The organism is Pacificoceanicola niger, from assembly GCF_048553275.1.
Taxonomy (GTDB): Bacteria; Pseudomonadota; Alphaproteobacteria; order Rhodobacterales; family Rhodobacteraceae; genus Pacificoceanicola.
The window spans coordinates 85,331-101,893 of the sequence record NZ_JBLZMW010000007.1 but is presented as its reverse complement, the minus strand read 5'-3'; the positions used below and the strand labels follow the sequence as shown (position 1 = coordinate 101,893).

Below are 16,563 nucleotides of genomic sequence, written 5' to 3'. Positions count from 1 at the left end.
TCCGTTACTCCGCGTGGCTCTGGTCCACGAGATCATCGCGGACGTTGGTGCTGCCCGTGACGAGCAGTCGGATCAGGTTGTCCCAGAAGGCAATGGCCAAAAGGATGGCGCCGACGACCATGACGATCTGCGGAATCCACAGCGGCGTGGCGTCCTGCCCCTGGCTCACATCCTTGAATTTGTAGCTTTGCATCATGTACTTCCACGCATAGCGCGCCACAAAGGTGGTGACTGCCGCGCCCACGGCAAAGCAGAACGTCTCGCCCCAGCGCCGGTATTTGCCCATGGCGGAGAGTGCGAGCGTCACCCGGATGTGCGCCCCGTGGTTCAGCGCATAGGCGAAGGCGAAAAAGCTGGCCCCGGCCATGCAATATCCGGCGTAATCGGCGGCGCCGGGGAATGTCATCCCGGTCCAGCGCGCCAGCATCTGCGCCACGATGATCAGCAGGATCAACACGGTGAAGACGGCGGCAATCACACCCCCGGCCAAGTATAGCGTATCGAGCACGCGGCGGATCGCGGTCATGGGTCAGCCCTGCTTTGGAGAACGGTAAAAACGGCCCGCCACACTGGGGGCGGGCCGTGAAAGGAGCCTGACCTCATGCTAAGGTCAGGCGCGGCGTCACTGCATCGCCTTGTAGTCGTCGACGATGGCCTTGCCCTGGTCACCCGCGCTTTCGAGCCACTCGGCAGTCATCGTCTCGCCGATCTCTTTCAGCTCACCAACCAGCGTATCGCTGGCCGGACCGACTTCCATGCCGCCCTCTCTCAGACCATCCAGCGTCAGCTGCGTGTAGTCCTTGGACATCTGCAGGCCGCGGGTCTTGGCCTCTGTGGCGCAGTCGGTCATGGCCGCCTGCTGCGCCTCATCCAGCGCGTCCCAGGCGTCCTTGTTGGCAAAGATGATGTTGCGCGGCAGCCAAGCGTCGACTTCGTAGAAATGCGTCAGATGCTCCCAGACCTTGCGGTCATAGCCCGTCGCCCCGGATGAGATGAAGCTCTCCGCCACACCAGTCGCCAAGGCCTGCGAGAGTTCCGCCGCCTCGACCTGTACCGGCAGCATCCCGGTCAGCTCCGCCATGCGCGCCGTCGCGGTCGAGTAGGAGCGGAACTTGATGCCTTCCATATCGGCAACGCTCTCCACCGGCTTCTTGAAGTACAGACCCTGCGGCGGCCACGGCACGGAGTAGAGATAGACAAGGTTCTGATCCGCCAGCACCTCTGCGATCTTCGGCCCGGCCACCTCCCACAGCTTTTCATGCGCGTCGAAGGAGGTCGCGAGGAAGGGAATGCTGTCGATCCCGAACAGCGGGTTTTCGTTCTGATGTGCCGAAATCAGGCGCTCGCCGACCGGAGCCTGACCGGTCTGAACCGCGCGCTTGATGTCGTTGCCCGCAAACAGCGAACCGGACGGATGGGTGACCATCTCGATCGCGCCATCGGTGGCGGCGGTCACGCACTCAGCGAACTGTGCGGCATTCTCGGAATGGAAGTTGGTCGCCGAATAGGCCAGCGGCATGTCCCACTTGTCCGCCATTGCGGCGCTTGCGGAGACGGCGGTCAGCGCCGTCGCGGCCAGAAATTTCGTCATGTTTTTCATTTTCTTCACTTCCCTTGTTGGTTTTTTGGAATCGCGCTGCGGTTGGCCCGCGGCTTTTTATGCCTGTTTTGCAAAGCGTGACGGAGAATAGGGGCTCACGTCAATGTTCGGACTGCGTCCGCCAATCATCTGGGCCAACAAACGCCCGGTTTTCGGCCCCCCGGTCAGCCCGACGTGGTGATGGCCAAAGCCAAGCCACGCGCCGCGCACCCCCGGAGCCTCGCCGATCGCCGGGATGCTGTCCGCCGGAGCCGGGCGATGGCCCATCCATTCGACCTCGCGCTGCCACGTCAGGCCGGGCATCGCCGCCTTGATGTTCTCGCGCAGCAGATCGAAGGGCGCGCTGGACGGCGGCGCCTTCAGCCCGCCGAATTCGACGATCCCGGCCAGCCGGATGCGCCCGTCCATCGGCGTGGCGACGAACTTGCCGCTGGCAACCATCACCGGCGCCTTGGGCATGATGTTCGGCTCCCACAACTCAAGGTGATAGCCGCGCTCGCTCTCCAACGGCACATCCAGACCAAGGCTGTCGGCCAGACCTTTGGACCATGCACCCATGGCCAGAACCGCCGCGTCGCAGGCAATCGTCTCGCCCCCGGCGCGCACCCCGGTGACCCGGCCTCCGGACTGCACCAGCCCGGACACTTCGGCCTTCAAAATCTGACCGCCCTGCGCCTCCACGTGCCGGGCGAGAGCCTTTACATAGGCACCGGGATCGGTGATCCGGCCATGATTGCCAAAGCGCGCGGCAAAGCCGATGGCCTCGGAAAACGCGCCATCGTAGGCCTGCCATGCTGGCCCCTCCAGCTCATCCCAGTCAAAGCCCATCTCGCGGCGCACGGCCCAGCCAAAGGCATCCGCCTCATAGGCGGCGCGATCCTTGTAGAGATAGACATAATCGGAGGGCACCACGTAACGCTCCGCCCCGGTTCCGGCGCTGAGCGCCTGATGATCGGCAAGGCTGTCGCCGATGACGCCGGTCAGCGCGGCAGCGATCCGCCTGACATCCTCCGCATTGCCATGGCGCAGGTATTTCACCAACCACGGGGCCAGCTTTGGCAGGTAGCCCCACTTCAGGAACAACGGCTGTTTCGGATCGAACAGCATCTTCGGCGCCTTCGCCAGAAGACCGGGCACCGTCACCGGCACCACCGAACAGCTCGCCAGAACGCCGCCGTTGCCATGGCTGGCGCCCTCTCCGGGGTCCAGCCGGTCGATCACGATGACCTTGTGCCCGTCCCGTTGAAGCCAGAGCGCGGTCGAGACACCGACGATCCCAGCCCCGACAATGGCGATGGTCTTGCTCATTTGATGCAATGCTCCCGAGGTTTCAATGACCCTGCCGTGCGCGACACATCATTTCAAATACAAAAAATTGAAGAATTCATCACTTCAGGTTATGCCATTGGAAATGTCCTTGCGATTCCGACAACTTCAGGCCTTTCATGCCATCATCGAAACCGGCACGGTCACCGCAGCCGCCGCGCAACTGGGCATTTCCCAGCCCGGACTCTCCAATCTTCTGGCCCAGCTTGAGCGCGAGGTCCGCTTCCGCCTCTTCGAACGACAGCGCGGCCGACTCGTGCCGACGCCGGAGGCACAGATGCTCTACCGCGAGGTCGAGACCGTGGTTCGTGGCCTCGACCACGTGCAGCAGGCGGTCACCGACCTGCAGAACAAACAGGCAGGCCAGCTTCAGATCGCCTCACAACACTCGATCAGCTTTACCTATCTGCCGCGCCTCATCGCGCGCTTCGCCAAGGATCGTCCGGACATGGCGATCACCTTCCAATCGCAGTATTCGTCCAAGATCCAGGAATGGATCGCCTCCGGCCTGTTTGAAATCGGCATCTGCGAACGCCCGATCCTGCAGGATTCCTTCAACATCCACCCCTTCCACTTCGAGACCCGGATCGCATTGCCCCTGGGCGATCCTTTGGCGCGGCACGCGGTTCTCACCCCGGATTTGCTCGACAACCACCCGTTCATCGTCATGGGGCCGGATCACATGACCCATCGCCGCCTGCGCGCCGCCTTTGCCGAGGCGGGGGCGAGGCTGAACACGCGGGTGCACTCGCATCTTTTCCGCAACCTTTTGGGGTTCGTGCGCGAGGGCATGGGCGTGGCGCTGCTCGATCCCTTTGCCCTCGAAGAGGAAACCCGGGGTGGTTTCGTCTCCCGTCCGTTCCTGCCGCGGATCGAGATGGACATGGTAGTCATCACCTCCCGCGCCCGGCCGCTGTCCTCGGTCGGCAGTGCCTTTCTCGACAGCCTGCTGGAAGACCTCGGCAAGATTGCGGTCAATCGCCCGCTCTGAGCCGGGCGATGTGCTGTCGTTGCCTTTCAGGGGCGAATGCCGCTGAAGTCCTGACGGGCCGCCGTAGGCGTCTGCGGTGGCGAGTCCTGAACGGTTTCGGCAAAGAATCGTACCAAACGCCGGATCAGGCCCCGAGCGGGCGTCCTGCGCTTATCCCATCCACCGCATGACAGGGGCATCACTTTCTTCAAGCGCCTGGCACATGACATCAATCAGCGTCGGCCCCTCATGCGCCAGCGCCGCTTGCAACACCCGCTCCAGATCCGCCGGGTCCTCCACGGTCCAGGATTTCACTCCGAACCCCTCAGCCACCTTGGCGTTGTCGGTCCGGCCGAAGTCCACGTTGTAATACCGCCCGCCCTTGTCGTCCTTCTGACTGGCCTTGATCCAACCATAGCTGGCGTTGCTCAAGACGATGAAGGTCACCGGAACGTTATACCGAACGGCGGTCTCCAACTCTCCGCAGGTAAAGCCGAAACTGCCGTCGCCCATCATCGCGACGACCTTTGCGTCCGGTCGCCCGAACCATGCGCCGATGGAGGCGCCGAGTGCATAGCCAAGCGCCCCATGCGCGCGGTTGGTGATAAAGCTGCGCCCCGCCTTGGGCCGATGTCCAAAGGCGTTGTAATAGGGACAGGACGTGCCGGGATCGCTGACAACCACGGATTGCTCCGGGAGCAACCGGTTCAAGGCATCAATCAGCCGCTCTGGCCGCATCGGGGTCTCGGCACTTGAGGCAAGCTTCTGAAACCGGGCGAATTTCCGCGCCTTTATCCCGGCGACGCGCGCCGCGCCGCCAAATTGCGGAAGGTCGGCCTTGCCGTCCAGAACAGCGTTCATCGCGTCCAGAGCCAGCCGCAGATCGCCAACCACGCCGACCTCCGTCGGGTAGTTCGCGCCGATCACCATCGGGTCGCTGTCGATATGCAGCACCCGCGTTCCCGGTTTGGGCGCGGTCCAGCGCGAAGTCGTCGTGGACCCGGCGCGACAGCCAAGAAACAGAACAAGGTCCGCGTCCTGCATCATCTCCCAGGTCTCAGGCGTGCCGCCGTTCGACCCCACCACCCCGAGGCTTTGCGGGTGGTCGTCAGAGAGCGATCCCTTGCCGGAAATCGACGTGGCCACGGCGATGTCCAGCCGGTCCGCAATTCGGGCCAGCGCCGCGCAGGCGCCGGAAATGATCACCCCGCCGCCGCAGACGATCAAAGGCCGCTCCGCCGTCAAGAGCGCCTCTGTCGCCGCCGCGACGCGGGCGGCTTCCGGCGCGCCGGGATGGGCCGGATAGGCGGAAAAAACCATGTCGCCCCAGACGTCTGACGGATCGACGGAATCGTATTGGATGTCATAGGGCAGGCCCAGATGCGCCGCGCCCGCACGCCCCGAGGTCATCGCCCGAAACGCGGCGCGGACCATGCGCGGGATATGGGCGGCCTGCTTGATCACCGTGTTGTATTTGGTCAGCGGGCGCATCAGGGCGTCCTGATCCACCTCCGTCAGCGGGAACTTTCCATAAGATCCAACGGAAATATCCGTGGTGATCGCCAGCACCGCATAAGAGCTTTCGTTCGCCTCGATCAGCCCCGGCAGGATATAGGTCGCGCCGCCGCCCGATGGCCCCTCGCAAACACCCACACGGCCGGTCACGCGGGAAAACCCGTCGGCCATATAGGCCGCCGCGCGTTCGTCCCGGGTCAATACATGGGTGATGCCATGATCCAGACCCCGCATGGCGTCATAAAACGGCAGGGTGGTGTCGCCGCAGAGGCCGAAGATATGGGTAACCCCCTGCGCCTCCAGCATTCGGACCATCGCTTCGGCGCCGTTCATTTGATTGTCTTGAGCCATGCCAATCCCCTTTGCAGCGCCACCATTCGTTGGCAGAGTGAATCCGAAATCAGTCGAATTGCAAGGTGAACGGGCGATGACACACACGGATTGGATCGCGCAGGGCGGCAAATCCATCTACGGCGCCTCCGTGGGCATCCTGATGCTTGACGCCGAATTTCCGCGCATTCCCGGCGACATGGGCAATGCCCTGACGTGGGATTTTCCGGTGCTGTACCGAATCGTGCGCAAGGCTTCGCCGGACCGGGTGGTGCGTGGCGGGGCGCAGGGCTTGCTGCCTGCCTTCCTTGATGCGGCGCGTGATCTGGTCAGGGACGGGGTGGATGGGATCACCACGAACTGCGGATTTCTCTCGCTTTTTCAGGAGGATCTGGCGCGGGCGCTGCCGGTGCCGGTTCTCACCTCCTCGCTGATGCAGGTGGAGATGGTCAACCGCATCCTGCCGCATGGCAAGCGCGCCGGGGTTCTGACGATTTCCGCCTCGACGCTGACGGAGGCGCATCTGCGCGGCGCGCGGGTGCCGGAGGGCACGCCCATTGGCACCACCGAAGGCGGAACGGAATTCACCCGCGCGATCCTGGGCAACGAGCGCCAGCTCAACGTCGATCTGGCGCGGCAGGACAATGTCGATGCGGCCCTGGCGCTTCAGGCGGCGCACCCGGATTTGGGGGCCTTCGTGCTGGAGTGCACCAACATGTGCCCCTATGCCGCCGATATAACGGCGGCCACGGGCCTGCCGTGCTACAGCATTGTCAGCCTTGTTTCGTGGTTTCAGTCCGGCCTGGTGCCGCGCGTATATCCACAATAAATCAAGCCCGGCGCGGAAAAACCACGCCGGGCAAGACAGGGAAACGCCTTTGGATTGGGTCAGGCCACGTGTTCGAGTTTGACCTCGGGTGTAACGCCAAGGGCAAAGCACACGTCACGGGTCAGTTCGGGGCGGTTGAGCGTGTAGAAGTGCAGCTTGTCGACGCCGCCCTCGATCAGATCGGAGCACAGCTCGGTGCAAATGGCGGTGGCGAGCAGGTCCTCGCGGCCATCACGCTCGGCCTTTTCAAAGGCTTCGATAACCCAGGCCGGGATCTTCGTCCCGGTGGCCTCGGCAAAGCGGCGGGCGCCTTTCCAGTTTTCGATCGGCAGGATGCCCGGCACGATCGGCGCGTCGATCCCGGCCTTTTCGCAGGCGTCGCGGAAGCGGAAGAAGGTTTCCGCCTCGAAGAAAAACTGGGTCAGAGCCTCGGTCGCGCCGGCGTCGATCTTGTATTTGAGCCATTCCACGTCGGATTGCAGGTTCGGCGCTTCGGGGTGCTGATCGGGGTAGGCGCCAACGCGGATGGTGAAATCGCCGGTTTCCGCAAGCGCTTCGATCAGCTCGATAGAATTGGCGAAACCTCCGGGGTGCTGCTGGAAGCCGTTGGACCCCTTGGGCGGATCACCGCGCAGCGCGACGATGTCGGTCACCCCTGCGGCGGCGAAATCGCGGGCGATGTCCATCGTTTCTTCGCGCGTGGCGTTGACGCATGTCAGATGCGCGGCGGTGCGCAGGCCGGAATGTTTGTGAATGGCAGAGACCGCATCGCGGGTCAGTTCGCGCGTCGTGCCGCCGGCACCGTACGTGACAGAGACAAACCGCGGGTCGAGCGGTGAGAGCACCTGAACGGTGTCCCAAAGGCGGAATGTCGCCTCGATGTTGCGGGGCGGAAAGAATTCGAAGGAAACGTCAGGGCGGATCATCGCAGCATACCTCGTTGAGTTGTCCCCTTGTCGCATGTTCAGCATTGTGAGACAAACTCATAAATCTCATCAACGTTATGAGCCGGACATGCATATCGAGTTTCGTCACCTGCGTACGATCAAGGCCATCCACGATTGTGGCGGGTTGGCGCGGGCCGCTGATCAGCTTCACATCACGCAATCCGCCCTGTCGCATCAGATCAAGGGTCTGGAAGATCAGGCGGGGGTCGAACTCTTTATCCGTCGCTCCAAGCCGATGCGGCTTTCGGCGGCGGGGCTGCGGCTGTTGCGGCTGGCCGAGCAGGTGCTGCCGCAGGTGGAGGCGCTTCAGGATGAATTCATCGGGCTGCGCGACGGAAAATCCGGCAGGCTGCACATCGCCATCGAATGCCACGCCTGTTTCGAATGGCTGTTTCCTGTGCTGGAGAGCTTTCGCAAGACATGGCCCGATGTGGATGTGGACATTCGCCCCGGCCTTGCCTTCGACGCGCTGCCCGCGTTGATGAAGGAGGATGTGGATGTAGTGATCTCGTCGGATCCGGAGAACCTGCCCGGGGTGACTTTCACGCCGCTTTTCGATTACAGCCCGGTTTTTGTCGCCGCCGCCTCTCATCCGCTTGCGCAGAAAGCGTTTATCGAGGCCGAGGACTTTCGCGGCGAGACGCTGATCACCTATCCGGTGGAGCGGTCGCGGCTGGATGTGTTCAATCAGCTTCTAACCCCGGCCAAGGTGGAGCCTGGCGCGATCCGGCAGGTGGAGCTGACGGCGGTCATCCTGCTGCTGGTTGCGTCGAACCGCGGGGTTTCGGTGCTGCCCGATTGGGTCGTGCGCGAGGTGAAGTACAATTCCGATTATGTGACCCGCCCCCTGACGGCGGCGGGCCTGACCCGGCGGCTCTATGCGGCGACACGAAGCGAGGATCTTGAGAAGGGCTATATGACGGATCTGATCCGTCTTGCCGGGATCGAAGCGAAGAAGCTGCAGACGAGCTGACGGCGCGGCCCGGTCAGCCCTCCGCACCGATCAGCGCGGTCAGGACGGCCTTGGCCTCCTCCGACGACCAATCCGCATCGCCGGTCAGACGGCCGACTTCCTCTCCTTCGGGATTGAGAATGACCGTAACCGGCAGCCCGAGGATTCCCATCTGACGGGCAAGCGTGGACTTGGGGTCGCGGTGCAGCGGCAGGTTACTGACGCCGATTTCCTCGAAGAAGGCCTTCATCTTGGCGGGTGGATTGCGTGACGTGGCGATTGTCACGACCTCGAAGGTGTCGCCACCGAGTTCGTCCTGAAGCGCCGAGAGCATTGGCATTTCGTGACGACACGGCGCGCACCACGTCGCCCAGAAGTTCACAAGCGTCCATTTCCCCTGCCAGTCGGACAGGTTCAGAGGCGCGCCTTCGAAGGTGATGAAATCGGCCTCGCCGGCCGGTTTGGCCTCGGAATGAAAGGTCAGCTTCTTCATGTCGCCTGCGCGCGCGGCGTCGGCGGCGGCCGTGTCGGCGAGCGCCGGATTTGCAAGCGCCACAGAGGCGGTATAGAGCAGCGCAAGACCAAGAGTTTTCATATTCCCTCCGAAGGACAGCGTGATGTCGGACAAATCCTCGAACCAGATGTGGGGCGGCCGCTTTGCCGCCGGGCCGGATGCGATCATGGAGGCGATCAATGCCTCGATCGGATACGATCAGCGGATGGCGGCACAGGATATCGCCGGCTCAAGGGCCCACGCCGCGATGCTTGCCGCGCAGGGTATCATTAGTGATAGCGACGCAGAGGCCATTCGGGAAGGTTTGCTCACGGTCTTGTCAGAGATCGAAGGCGGAACGTTCGAATTTTCGACGGCGCTGGAAGATATTCACATGAACGTGGAGGCGCGTCTCAAGGAGGTGATCGGGGAGCCTGCCGGGCGTCTGCACACCGGACGGTCCCGCAATGACCAGGTGGCGACCGATTTCCGGCTCTGGGTGCGCGATCAACTGGACGCTGCGGAGAGCGGTCTTCTGGCGTTGATCAAAGCGCTGCTTGGGCAGGCGGAGGCAGGGGCCGATTGGGTCATGCCGGGCTTTACCCACCTGCAAACCGCGCAGCCGGTGACATGGGGTCATCACATGATGGCTTATGTCGAGATGTTCGGGCGCGATCTGGGCCGCGTGCGGGATGCGCGGGTGCGGATGAACGAGTCGCCCCTCGGGGCGGCGGCGCTGGCCGGGACGGGCTTTCCGATCGACCGGCACATGACGGCGGAGGCGCTGGGCTTTGATCGGCCGATGGCGAATTCGCTGGATGCGGTATCGTCCCGCGATTTCGCGCTGGAGTTCCTCAGCGTGGCGAGCATCAGCGCGATGCACCTGAGCCGCTTTGCCGAAGAGCTGGTGATCTGGTCATCGGCGCAGTTCCGCTTTGTGACGCTGTCGGACCGGTTCAGCACCGGGTCGAGCATCATGCCGCAGAAGAAGAACCCCGACGCCGCAGAGCTGATCCGGGCCAAGATCGGACGGATCTTCGGGGCGAATGTGGCTTTGATGATGGTCATGAAGGGATTGCCGCTAGCCTATTCGAAGGACATGCAGGAAGACAAGGAACAGGTCTTCGACGCGGCGGACAACTGGATGCTGGCGCTCGCGGCGATGGAAGGCATGGTGCGTGACATGACCGGCAACCGCGCGCAGCTTGAAGCCGCTGCATCGTCGGGTTTTTCCACCGCGACCGACCTTGCCGATTGGCTGGTGCGGGAAACCGGGCTACCGTTCCGCGAGGCGCATCATGTGACGGGCGCTTTGGTTGCGATGGCCGAAAAGCGTGGCTGCGACCTGCCCGATTTGTCGTTGGAGGACATGCAGGGGGTCAATGGCGCGATCACGGAAGGGATCTTCGACGTGCTGACAGTGCAGAAATCGGTGGCTTCGCGCATGAGCTATGGCGGCACGGCACCGGAACAGGTGCGTGCGCAGGTCAAGCGCTGGAAGGCGGCTCTGGGATGAGGGCCTTGCTGGTTGTGATGATCCTGGCCCTGGCGGCCTGTGGCGCGGACGGCGAACCGGTCAAGCCCGGCAGCGAAGAGGCGGGACCATGAGCCTGCGGTATCTTTGGCTGGTGCTGGCGCTCTGGGGCGCGGTGCACCCGATGTACTACTTCGTCACTTTCCTCAGTCAGAACGGATGGGACTTCGGACTGATGATCGACGCGTGGTACGTCAACGCATCGACCACCGGGCTGACATGGGATCTGACGATCGCCGCCATAACGCTGACGTTGTGGATTCTCGCGGAGGTGGCCGTGCGGCGCAATCTGCTGGCGCTTCTGGCCATTCCCGCGACGTTCTGCATCGGCGTGAGTTGTGGGCTGCCGCTCTATCTTTATTTTCGGTCCAGGCCTCTCTGACGGGCCGGGGTCGGAGGCCCCTTTCCCCTTCGGCCACTCTGGGCTACATCGGCGCGGGTTTCGCGCAGGAGGCGGCTTTGGATCATTTTCTTTATCGTGATGGCGCGCTTTACGCCGAGGATGTGCCGCTGAGCGAGATTGCGGTGCAGGTGGGCACGCCGTTCTACGTCTATTCGACTGCGACGTTGCAGCGGCATTTCCGGCTGTTCGACGAAGCGCTCAGCTGGGCGCCGGACCATTTGATCTGCTACGCGATGAAGGCGGCCAGCAACCAGGCGATCCTCAAGACCCTCGCGGCGGAGGGCGCCGGCATGGACGTGGTGTCCGGCGGTGAGTACGCGCGGGCGAAGGCGGCGGGCGTGCCGGGGGAGAAGATCGTTTTCTCCGGCGTCGGCAAGACCCGGGAGGAGATCCGCACGGTTCTGGAGGGCGGCATTCGGCAGTTCAATGTCGAGAGTGAGCCGGAGATGCGGGCGATCTCGGAGGTGGCCTCTGCCATGGGAGTCGTCGCGCCGATCACCATTCGCGTGAATCCGGACGTCGATGCTAAGACCCACGCCAAGATTGCCACCGGCAAGTCCGAGAACAAGTTCGGCATTCCGATTGCCTGGGCGCGGGAGGTCTATGCCGAGGCGGCGAAGCTGCCGGGGCTGAAGGTTATCGGGATCGACGTGCATATTGGTAGCCAACTGACGGACCTCGAACCCTATGAGCTGGCCTATCGCAAGGTTGCCGAATTGACCGAGACCCTGCGGGCCGATGGTCACGAGATCCGTCGGCTCGATCTTGGTGGCGGGCTCGGCATTCCCTATACCCGTTCGAACGAGGCGCCGCCCTTGCCGTCCGATTATGGTGCGTTGATTGAGCGGACGGTTGGGCATCTGGGTTGCGAGATCGAGATCGAGCCGGGGCGCTTTATCGCGGGCAATGCCGGGCTGCTGGTCAGCGGCATCATCTACGTCAAACAGGGCGATGGCCGCAGCTTCATGATCCTTGATGCGGCAATGAATGACCTCATCCGCCCGGCCATGTATGATGCACATCACGAAATCGTGCCTTTAATTGAGGCAGACGCCGGTGTGGATCTTCTGCCCTATGATATCGTCGGGCCGGTCTGCGAGAGTGGCGATACATTTGCCAAGGGCCGCCTCATGCCGCCCATGAAGGCCGGGGATTTGCTGGCATTTCGCAGTGCGGGTGCCTACGGCGCGGTGATGTCGAGCGAGTACAACACCCGTCCGCTTATCCCGGAGGTGCTGGTCAACGGCGATCAATTCGCTGTCATCCGAAAACGTCCTACCTTTGACGAAATCATAAACCGCGATACGCTACCTGAATGGTTATAGCACCCCGGCGGGGGTGCGCCCCCAACCGGAGCCGTGCATGACCGATCAAAAGCAGCCCCTCAGTGAAGTGATAAGCCGGACCCGTGATGCGCTCACGCTGACGTGGCTCGGCATGATGGCCGAGCAGGTGGTGCGGGCGTTCTGGCCGCTTTGGACGCTGTTGATCACTGTGCTCGCCGTGCTGATGCTTGGCTGGCAGGATGCGCTGTCTTCCGGGGTTTTGCTTTTCGGTGGAGCGCTGGCCTTTGTCGCGGCTGCGGCGCTTTTGTGGCTCGGGCTGCGCCGTTTCGAGGCGCCGACCCGCGTTTCAGCGCTGGAACGCATCGACGCGCAGATGCCGGGGCGGCCGATTTTCTCGCTACTCGACAGTCAGGCGACAGGCCAGGAGGACGCAGCGTCGCGCGCGGTCTGGGCGGCGCATCGGCGGCGTATGGAAAACGCGTTGGACGGGGTCCGGGCCGAAGCGCCTGATCTGCGGCTGTCGCGACAGGATCCTTTTGCGCTGCGCTATGTAGGGTTGCTGTTTCTGTCGGTGGCGATTCTTTTTGGCTCTCTGGTGCGGGTTGGTTCCGTGACCGGCATGGGGGCTGGTGGGCCTGATCTGATGCAGGGGCCAAGCTGGGAAGGCTGGATGGCGCCGCCGCCCTATACCCGCCTGCCGTCGATCTATCTCAACGACATCACTGCTCCGTCCCTGCAGGTGCCCGAGGGCGCACAGATCACCCTGCGTATGTACGGTGAAGTGGGCGCGCTGAGTGTGCAGGAAAGCATTTCCGGACGGCCCCTGCCGGAAGACGGCGGCATCGCGACCGCGCAGGATTTTGAGGTTGTGCGCTCTGGGGAGCTGGCGATCGACGGGCCGGGCGGGCGGCTGTGGCAGGTCGCGATGATCCCGGATGCGCCGCCGAGCGTGGTTCGCGACGGCGAGGTCGAGGTGAGCTACGAGGGCGAGGCGCAAATTCCCTTCAAGGCGTCCGATGATCATGGCGTCGAAAGCGGAATGGCGGTCTTTACGCTGGCGCTAGATGAGGTGGACCGGCGGTATGGTCGCGCGGTGACGCCGGAGATGCGCCCGGCGATCGAAGTGCCCCTGCCGATGCCGATTTCCGGCAACCGGGCAGAGTTTACCCAAGAGTTGGTCGAGAATTTCTCGTTGCATCCGTGGGCGAACCTGCCGGTGAAGCTGGAGCTGAGCGTGCGGGATGCGCGCGGACAACAGGGGCTTGCGGAGCCGGTGGTGATGACCCTGCCGGGCCGGCGCTTCTTTGATCCAGTCGCGGCGGCGGTGATCGAACAGCGGCAGGCGCTGCTGTGGAATCGCGACAGCGCGCGCGAGATTGGCCAGATCCTGCGGGCGGTGAGCAACAAGCCGGACGCGGTGTTCCGCAAGGAGGCATTGGCCGACGAGCTGCGCACGCTGTTGCGCCGGATCGAGGATCAGGCCCGGAGCGGGATCACGGACGAGACGCAGGCAGAGCTGGCGCAGGCGATGTGGGATCTGGCGCTGGAGTTCGAGGAGGGCGACCTGGAGGATGCGCGCCAACGGCTGAAACGCGCGCAGGACCGGCTTGAAGAGGCGATGAAGAATGGCGCCTCCGACCAGCAGATTGCCGAGCTGATGCAGGAGCTTCGCGAGGCCACGGACGACTACATGCGGCAGCTGTCGCGGGAGCAGCGTCAGCAGGCCGAGCAGAACCCGGATGGCCAGCAGCCGATGGATCCGAACAATACGATGGAAATGTCGCAGGACGACATCCAGCGGATGATGGACCGGATTCAGGAACTGATGGAAGAAGGCCGGATGGCCGAGGCCATGGAGGCGATGCGCCAGCTTCAGGAGATGCTGGAGAATATGCAGATTACCCAAGGCCAGGGTCAGGGCGGCCAATCCCCGGGCGAGCAGGCGATGGAAGGTCTGTCGGAGACACTGCGCGATCAGCAAGAATTGTCGGATGATTCGTTCCAGGACCTTCAGGAGCAGTTCAACCGCGGCCAGCGGCAGGACGGCCAGCAAGAGGGTCAGCAGCAGGGCCAACAGCAGCAGGGCGAGGGGCAGCAGGGCCAAGGCCAACAGCAAGGTCAGCAACAGGGCCAGGGGCAGCAACCGGGCCAGCAGCCCGGCCAGGGGCAAGGCCAGGCACAGAACGGCCAAGGCCAGCAGTCCCTCGAAGAAGGGCTGGCGGACCGGCAGCGGGCGCTGCGTGACGAGTTGAACCGGCAGCGGCAGAACCTGCCGGGTCAAGGCACGGAGGCCGGGGACGACGCCGCGGAGGCGCTTGGCCGAGCCGAGGGCGCGATGGACGGGGCCGAAGAGGCGCTGCGTGACGGCGATCTCGCGGAAGCGATCGACCGGCAGTCCGAGGCGATGGAAGCGTTGCGCGAGGGGCTGCGCAATCTTGGCGAAGCCATGGCGCAGCAACAGCAGCAGGGTCAGGGTCAGCAGGGCTTTGCCGAAGGCGGTGATCCGCAGCAGCAACGTGATCCGCTCGGCCGTAATCCGGGCAACACCGGACAGACCGGCACCGAAGAGGGCATGTTGCAGGGCGAAGATGTGTATCGTCGCGCGCAGGAGCTTTTGGATCAGTTGCGCGAACGGTCCGGTGAAATGGAGCGCCCGCAGGCGGAGCTGGATTACCTGGAGCGGCTTCTCGACCGGTTCTGACACGCGGGGGGGGATCCTGAATGGAGCGCCTTGCGACCCGTTGCGTATTCGTCGTCGGCCTGTGGCCTTTTCTCCTCGGGCATGGGGGCTTTGCCCCCGTCGCCTGCGGCGACTCCCCCGAGTATTTTGAAAGAGAAGAAGAGCGCGGTTTGGCCTTTGGCGGGCGGTGCCGCGGTTAGGTCGAGGGGTCGATCTTGCCACGCAGGGCTTTGACTTCGCCGCGTTCTTTCTTGGCCTTGATGCGGCGCTTTTTCGAGCCGAGCGTGGGTTTTGTCGGGATGCGGCGTTTGGGTTTGACGGTGGCCTGGCGGATCAGCTCGGCGAGGCGTTCCCGGGCGATGTCGCGATTGCGGGCCTGGCTGCGGGTTTCCTCGACCTGAATGATCAGCGCACCCTCCTTGGTCCAGCGCCGTCCGGCAAGGCGGCGCAGGCGGGCTTTGACCGGGCCGGGCAGGTTCGGGGAGCGCTCGGCCTCGAAGCGCAGTTCGACCGCCGTCGACACCTTGTTGACGTTCTGGCCGCCGGGACCTGAGGAGCGAACAAACTGCTCGGTGAGTTCCCAGTCTTCGATCGTGATGGTGTCTGTGATGCGCATGGGATTGAGGCTTAGACGGAATGGCACAAAAGGCAAATGGTGCGTGGCGATTTGTGCCGCACGAGATGCAAAAAGGGCCGCCTTCTGTGGGCGACCCTTCGAGAATATAGGAGGCGGGGCCGGTTAGGCTGCTCGCCAGATTGGGGAAATTCGCCCCAGGGATTGCCCTAGGTTGCCTTTCCTCGCACTGTTCCGACACCTCTCTCCAATGTTTCTCTGACCACTGGATCACCTCCTTTCAGCTGTTAAAACGCGTGAGGCGCTGGCCGATATGGGGTGTCCCGTATTGCCGCCCTCAAGATGATGGTGGCACGGCTTTTAAAATCCGCAAAGCGTTTTTTTCCTTCAAATGGCAACACCGGGGCGTGTTGCCTTTGAAACGATCACTTTGAACGGCACCAATGCGATCAGCGCGAGGGTCAGTTTGACCAGCCAGTCGGCGAAGGCGAGGCTGACCCAGAGCGGGACAACGGGACCTGCATTCATGAAAGGCACGCCCTCCCAGGCCCAGTTGATCGCACCATCGGCGTTTGCGCCGAAACGGGTGATCGCAGCGGAAAATGCGACGGTGAAGAAGATCGCCGTGTCGAGCGCGGAGCCGATCAGCGTGGAAATCAGCGGTGCGCGCCACCAGCGACCGGCGCGAAAGCGGTCAAAGACAGTGATGTCGGCCATCTGTGCGACAAGAAAGGCCAGGCCCGAGGCCACAGCGATCCGGAGCGGCACGGCGGCGTACTCATAGCCATCCCCCTGCAGCATGATCTGCGATCCGATCAGCGAGCAGATCACGCCGGTGACAAAGCCGGCCAGCACCACCTTGCGGGCGGCGGGAGCGCCGTAGATGCGGTTCATCACATCGGTGACGAGGAAAGCGAGCGGATAGGTGAAGGCACCCCAGGTCAGGAGGCCGTCAAATATCAGGAATTGGACGAGGATGTTCGAGGCGACCACGATGGCGGCCATGGCAAGAATGCCGGGAATATGCGTGCGCGTCATTGTTGGACCCGTTTTAGCAAGGTTGCGGGGACTTGGCCCGGCGGCATGCCGGACGGGCGGGCTTTATCGGGTCTGGGCGTGCCACG

Annotated in this window: 15 protein-coding genes; 7 read left to right on the top strand and 8 right to left on the bottom strand. The window is 63.3% G+C overall.

The genetic code is table 11. From position 1 onward, the window contains the following. Window positions 1-4 precede the first annotated feature (4 nt). The 3 genes from ACN2XU_RS11000 to ACN2XU_RS10990 all read right to left on the bottom strand — a co-directional run bounded on the left by ACN2XU_RS11000 (window position 5) and on the right by ACN2XU_RS10990 (window position 2,908). Window positions 5-526, bottom strand: a complete 522-nt coding sequence (locus tag ACN2XU_RS11000) for a TRAP transporter small permease (protein WP_419410487.1) — start codon at window positions 524-526, stop codon at window positions 5-7. A 96-nt stretch (window positions 527-622) separates the two neighbouring features. Further along, window positions 623-1,600 carry a TRAP transporter substrate-binding protein gene (locus tag ACN2XU_RS10995; protein ID WP_419410486.1) on the bottom strand — a complete coding sequence of 326 codons (978 nt, stop codon included), beginning with the start codon at window positions 1,598-1,600 and terminating at the stop codon, window positions 623-625. Window positions 1,601-1,657: 57 nt separating this feature from the next. Further along, window positions 1,658-2,908: an NAD(P)/FAD-dependent oxidoreductase gene (locus tag ACN2XU_RS10990; RefSeq protein ID WP_419410485.1), complete on the bottom strand. Its 1,251-nt coding sequence runs from the start codon at window positions 2,906-2,908 to the stop codon at window positions 1,658-1,660. 103 nt (window positions 2,909-3,011) lie between these two features. Here ACN2XU_RS10990 and ACN2XU_RS10985 point away from each other — a divergent pair, with 103 nt between their 5' ends. Beyond that, entirely contained in the window at window positions 3,012-3,917 is a 906-nt protein-coding gene (locus tag ACN2XU_RS10985) for a LysR family transcriptional regulator (protein WP_419410484.1), read from the top strand. 150 nt (window positions 3,918-4,067) lie between these two features. Here the strand turns inward: ACN2XU_RS10985 and ACN2XU_RS10980 are convergent, their stop codons facing one another. Continuing rightward, window positions 4,068-5,762: a thiamine pyrophosphate-binding protein gene (locus ACN2XU_RS10980; protein ID WP_419410483.1), complete on the bottom strand. Its 1,695-nt coding sequence runs from the start codon at window positions 5,760-5,762 to the stop codon at window positions 4,068-4,070. Window positions 5,763-5,838: 76 nt separating this feature from the next. Between ACN2XU_RS10980 and ACN2XU_RS10975 the strand changes: the two genes are divergently transcribed. Continuing rightward, entirely contained in the window at window positions 5,839-6,570 is a 732-nt protein-coding gene (locus tag ACN2XU_RS10975) for an aspartate/glutamate racemase family protein (RefSeq protein ID WP_419410482.1), read from the top strand. Between the two features lie 59 nt (window positions 6,571-6,629). Here the strand turns inward: ACN2XU_RS10975 and metF are convergent, their stop codons facing one another. Continuing rightward, window positions 6,630-7,496, bottom strand: a complete 867-nt coding sequence (gene metF / locus ACN2XU_RS10970) for a methylenetetrahydrofolate reductase [NAD(P)H] (RefSeq protein WP_419410481.1) — start codon at window positions 7,494-7,496, stop codon at window positions 6,630-6,632. A gap of 88 nt (window positions 7,497-7,584) precedes the next feature. Between metF and ACN2XU_RS10965 the strand changes: the two genes are divergently transcribed. After that, window positions 7,585-8,490 carry a LysR family transcriptional regulator gene (locus tag ACN2XU_RS10965; RefSeq protein WP_419410480.1) on the top strand — a complete coding sequence of 302 codons (906 nt, stop codon included), beginning with the start codon at window positions 7,585-7,587 and terminating at the stop codon, window positions 8,488-8,490. A gap of 13 nt (window positions 8,491-8,503) precedes the next feature. Here ACN2XU_RS10965 and ACN2XU_RS10960 read toward each other — a convergent pair whose 3' ends face one another. Continuing rightward, window positions 8,504-9,064: a TlpA family protein disulfide reductase gene (locus ACN2XU_RS10960; RefSeq protein ID WP_419410479.1), complete on the bottom strand. Its 561-nt coding sequence runs from the start codon at window positions 9,062-9,064 to the stop codon at window positions 8,504-8,506. Between the two features lie 22 nt (window positions 9,065-9,086). On the opposite strand from ACN2XU_RS10960, the gene argH reads away from it, so the two are divergent. From argH to ACN2XU_RS10940, 4 genes are all read left to right on the top strand, one after another. Beyond that, window positions 9,087-10,478 carry an argininosuccinate lyase gene (gene argH / locus ACN2XU_RS10955; protein ID WP_419410478.1) on the top strand — a complete coding sequence of 464 codons (1,392 nt, stop codon included), beginning with the start codon at window positions 9,087-9,089 and terminating at the stop codon, window positions 10,476-10,478. Between the two features lie 88 nt (window positions 10,479-10,566). Next, window positions 10,567-10,878, top strand: coding sequence for a DUF2834 domain-containing protein (locus ACN2XU_RS10950; RefSeq protein ID WP_419410477.1), 312 nt, complete (start codon window positions 10,567-10,569; stop codon window positions 10,876-10,878). Window positions 10,879-10,955: 77 nt separating this feature from the next. Next, the gene (gene lysA / locus ACN2XU_RS10945) at window positions 10,956-12,224 is read left to right on the top strand and encodes a diaminopimelate decarboxylase (RefSeq protein WP_419410476.1); all 1,269 of its coding nucleotides are present in this window, start codon (window positions 10,956-10,958) and stop codon (window positions 12,222-12,224) included. A gap of 37 nt (window positions 12,225-12,261) precedes the next feature. Continuing rightward, window positions 12,262-14,886, top strand: a complete 2,625-nt coding sequence (locus ACN2XU_RS10940; RefSeq protein ID WP_419410475.1) for a DUF4175 domain-containing protein — start codon at window positions 12,262-12,264, stop codon at window positions 14,884-14,886. A 175-nt stretch (window positions 14,887-15,061) separates the two neighbouring features. Here the strand turns inward: ACN2XU_RS10940 and arfB are convergent, their stop codons facing one another. Both arfB and ACN2XU_RS10930 read right to left on the bottom strand, forming a co-directional pair. Continuing rightward, the gene (gene arfB, locus ACN2XU_RS10935) at window positions 15,062-15,481 is read right to left on the bottom strand and encodes an alternative ribosome rescue aminoacyl-tRNA hydrolase ArfB (protein WP_419410474.1); all 420 of its coding nucleotides are present in this window, start codon (window positions 15,479-15,481) and stop codon (window positions 15,062-15,064) included. Between the two features lie 345 nt (window positions 15,482-15,826). Further along, a complete protein-coding gene (locus ACN2XU_RS10930; protein WP_419410473.1) occupies window positions 15,827-16,477 on the bottom strand; it encodes a queuosine precursor transporter in 651 nt (216 codons plus the stop codon). Between the last annotated feature and the right edge of the window lie 86 nt (window positions 16,478-16,563).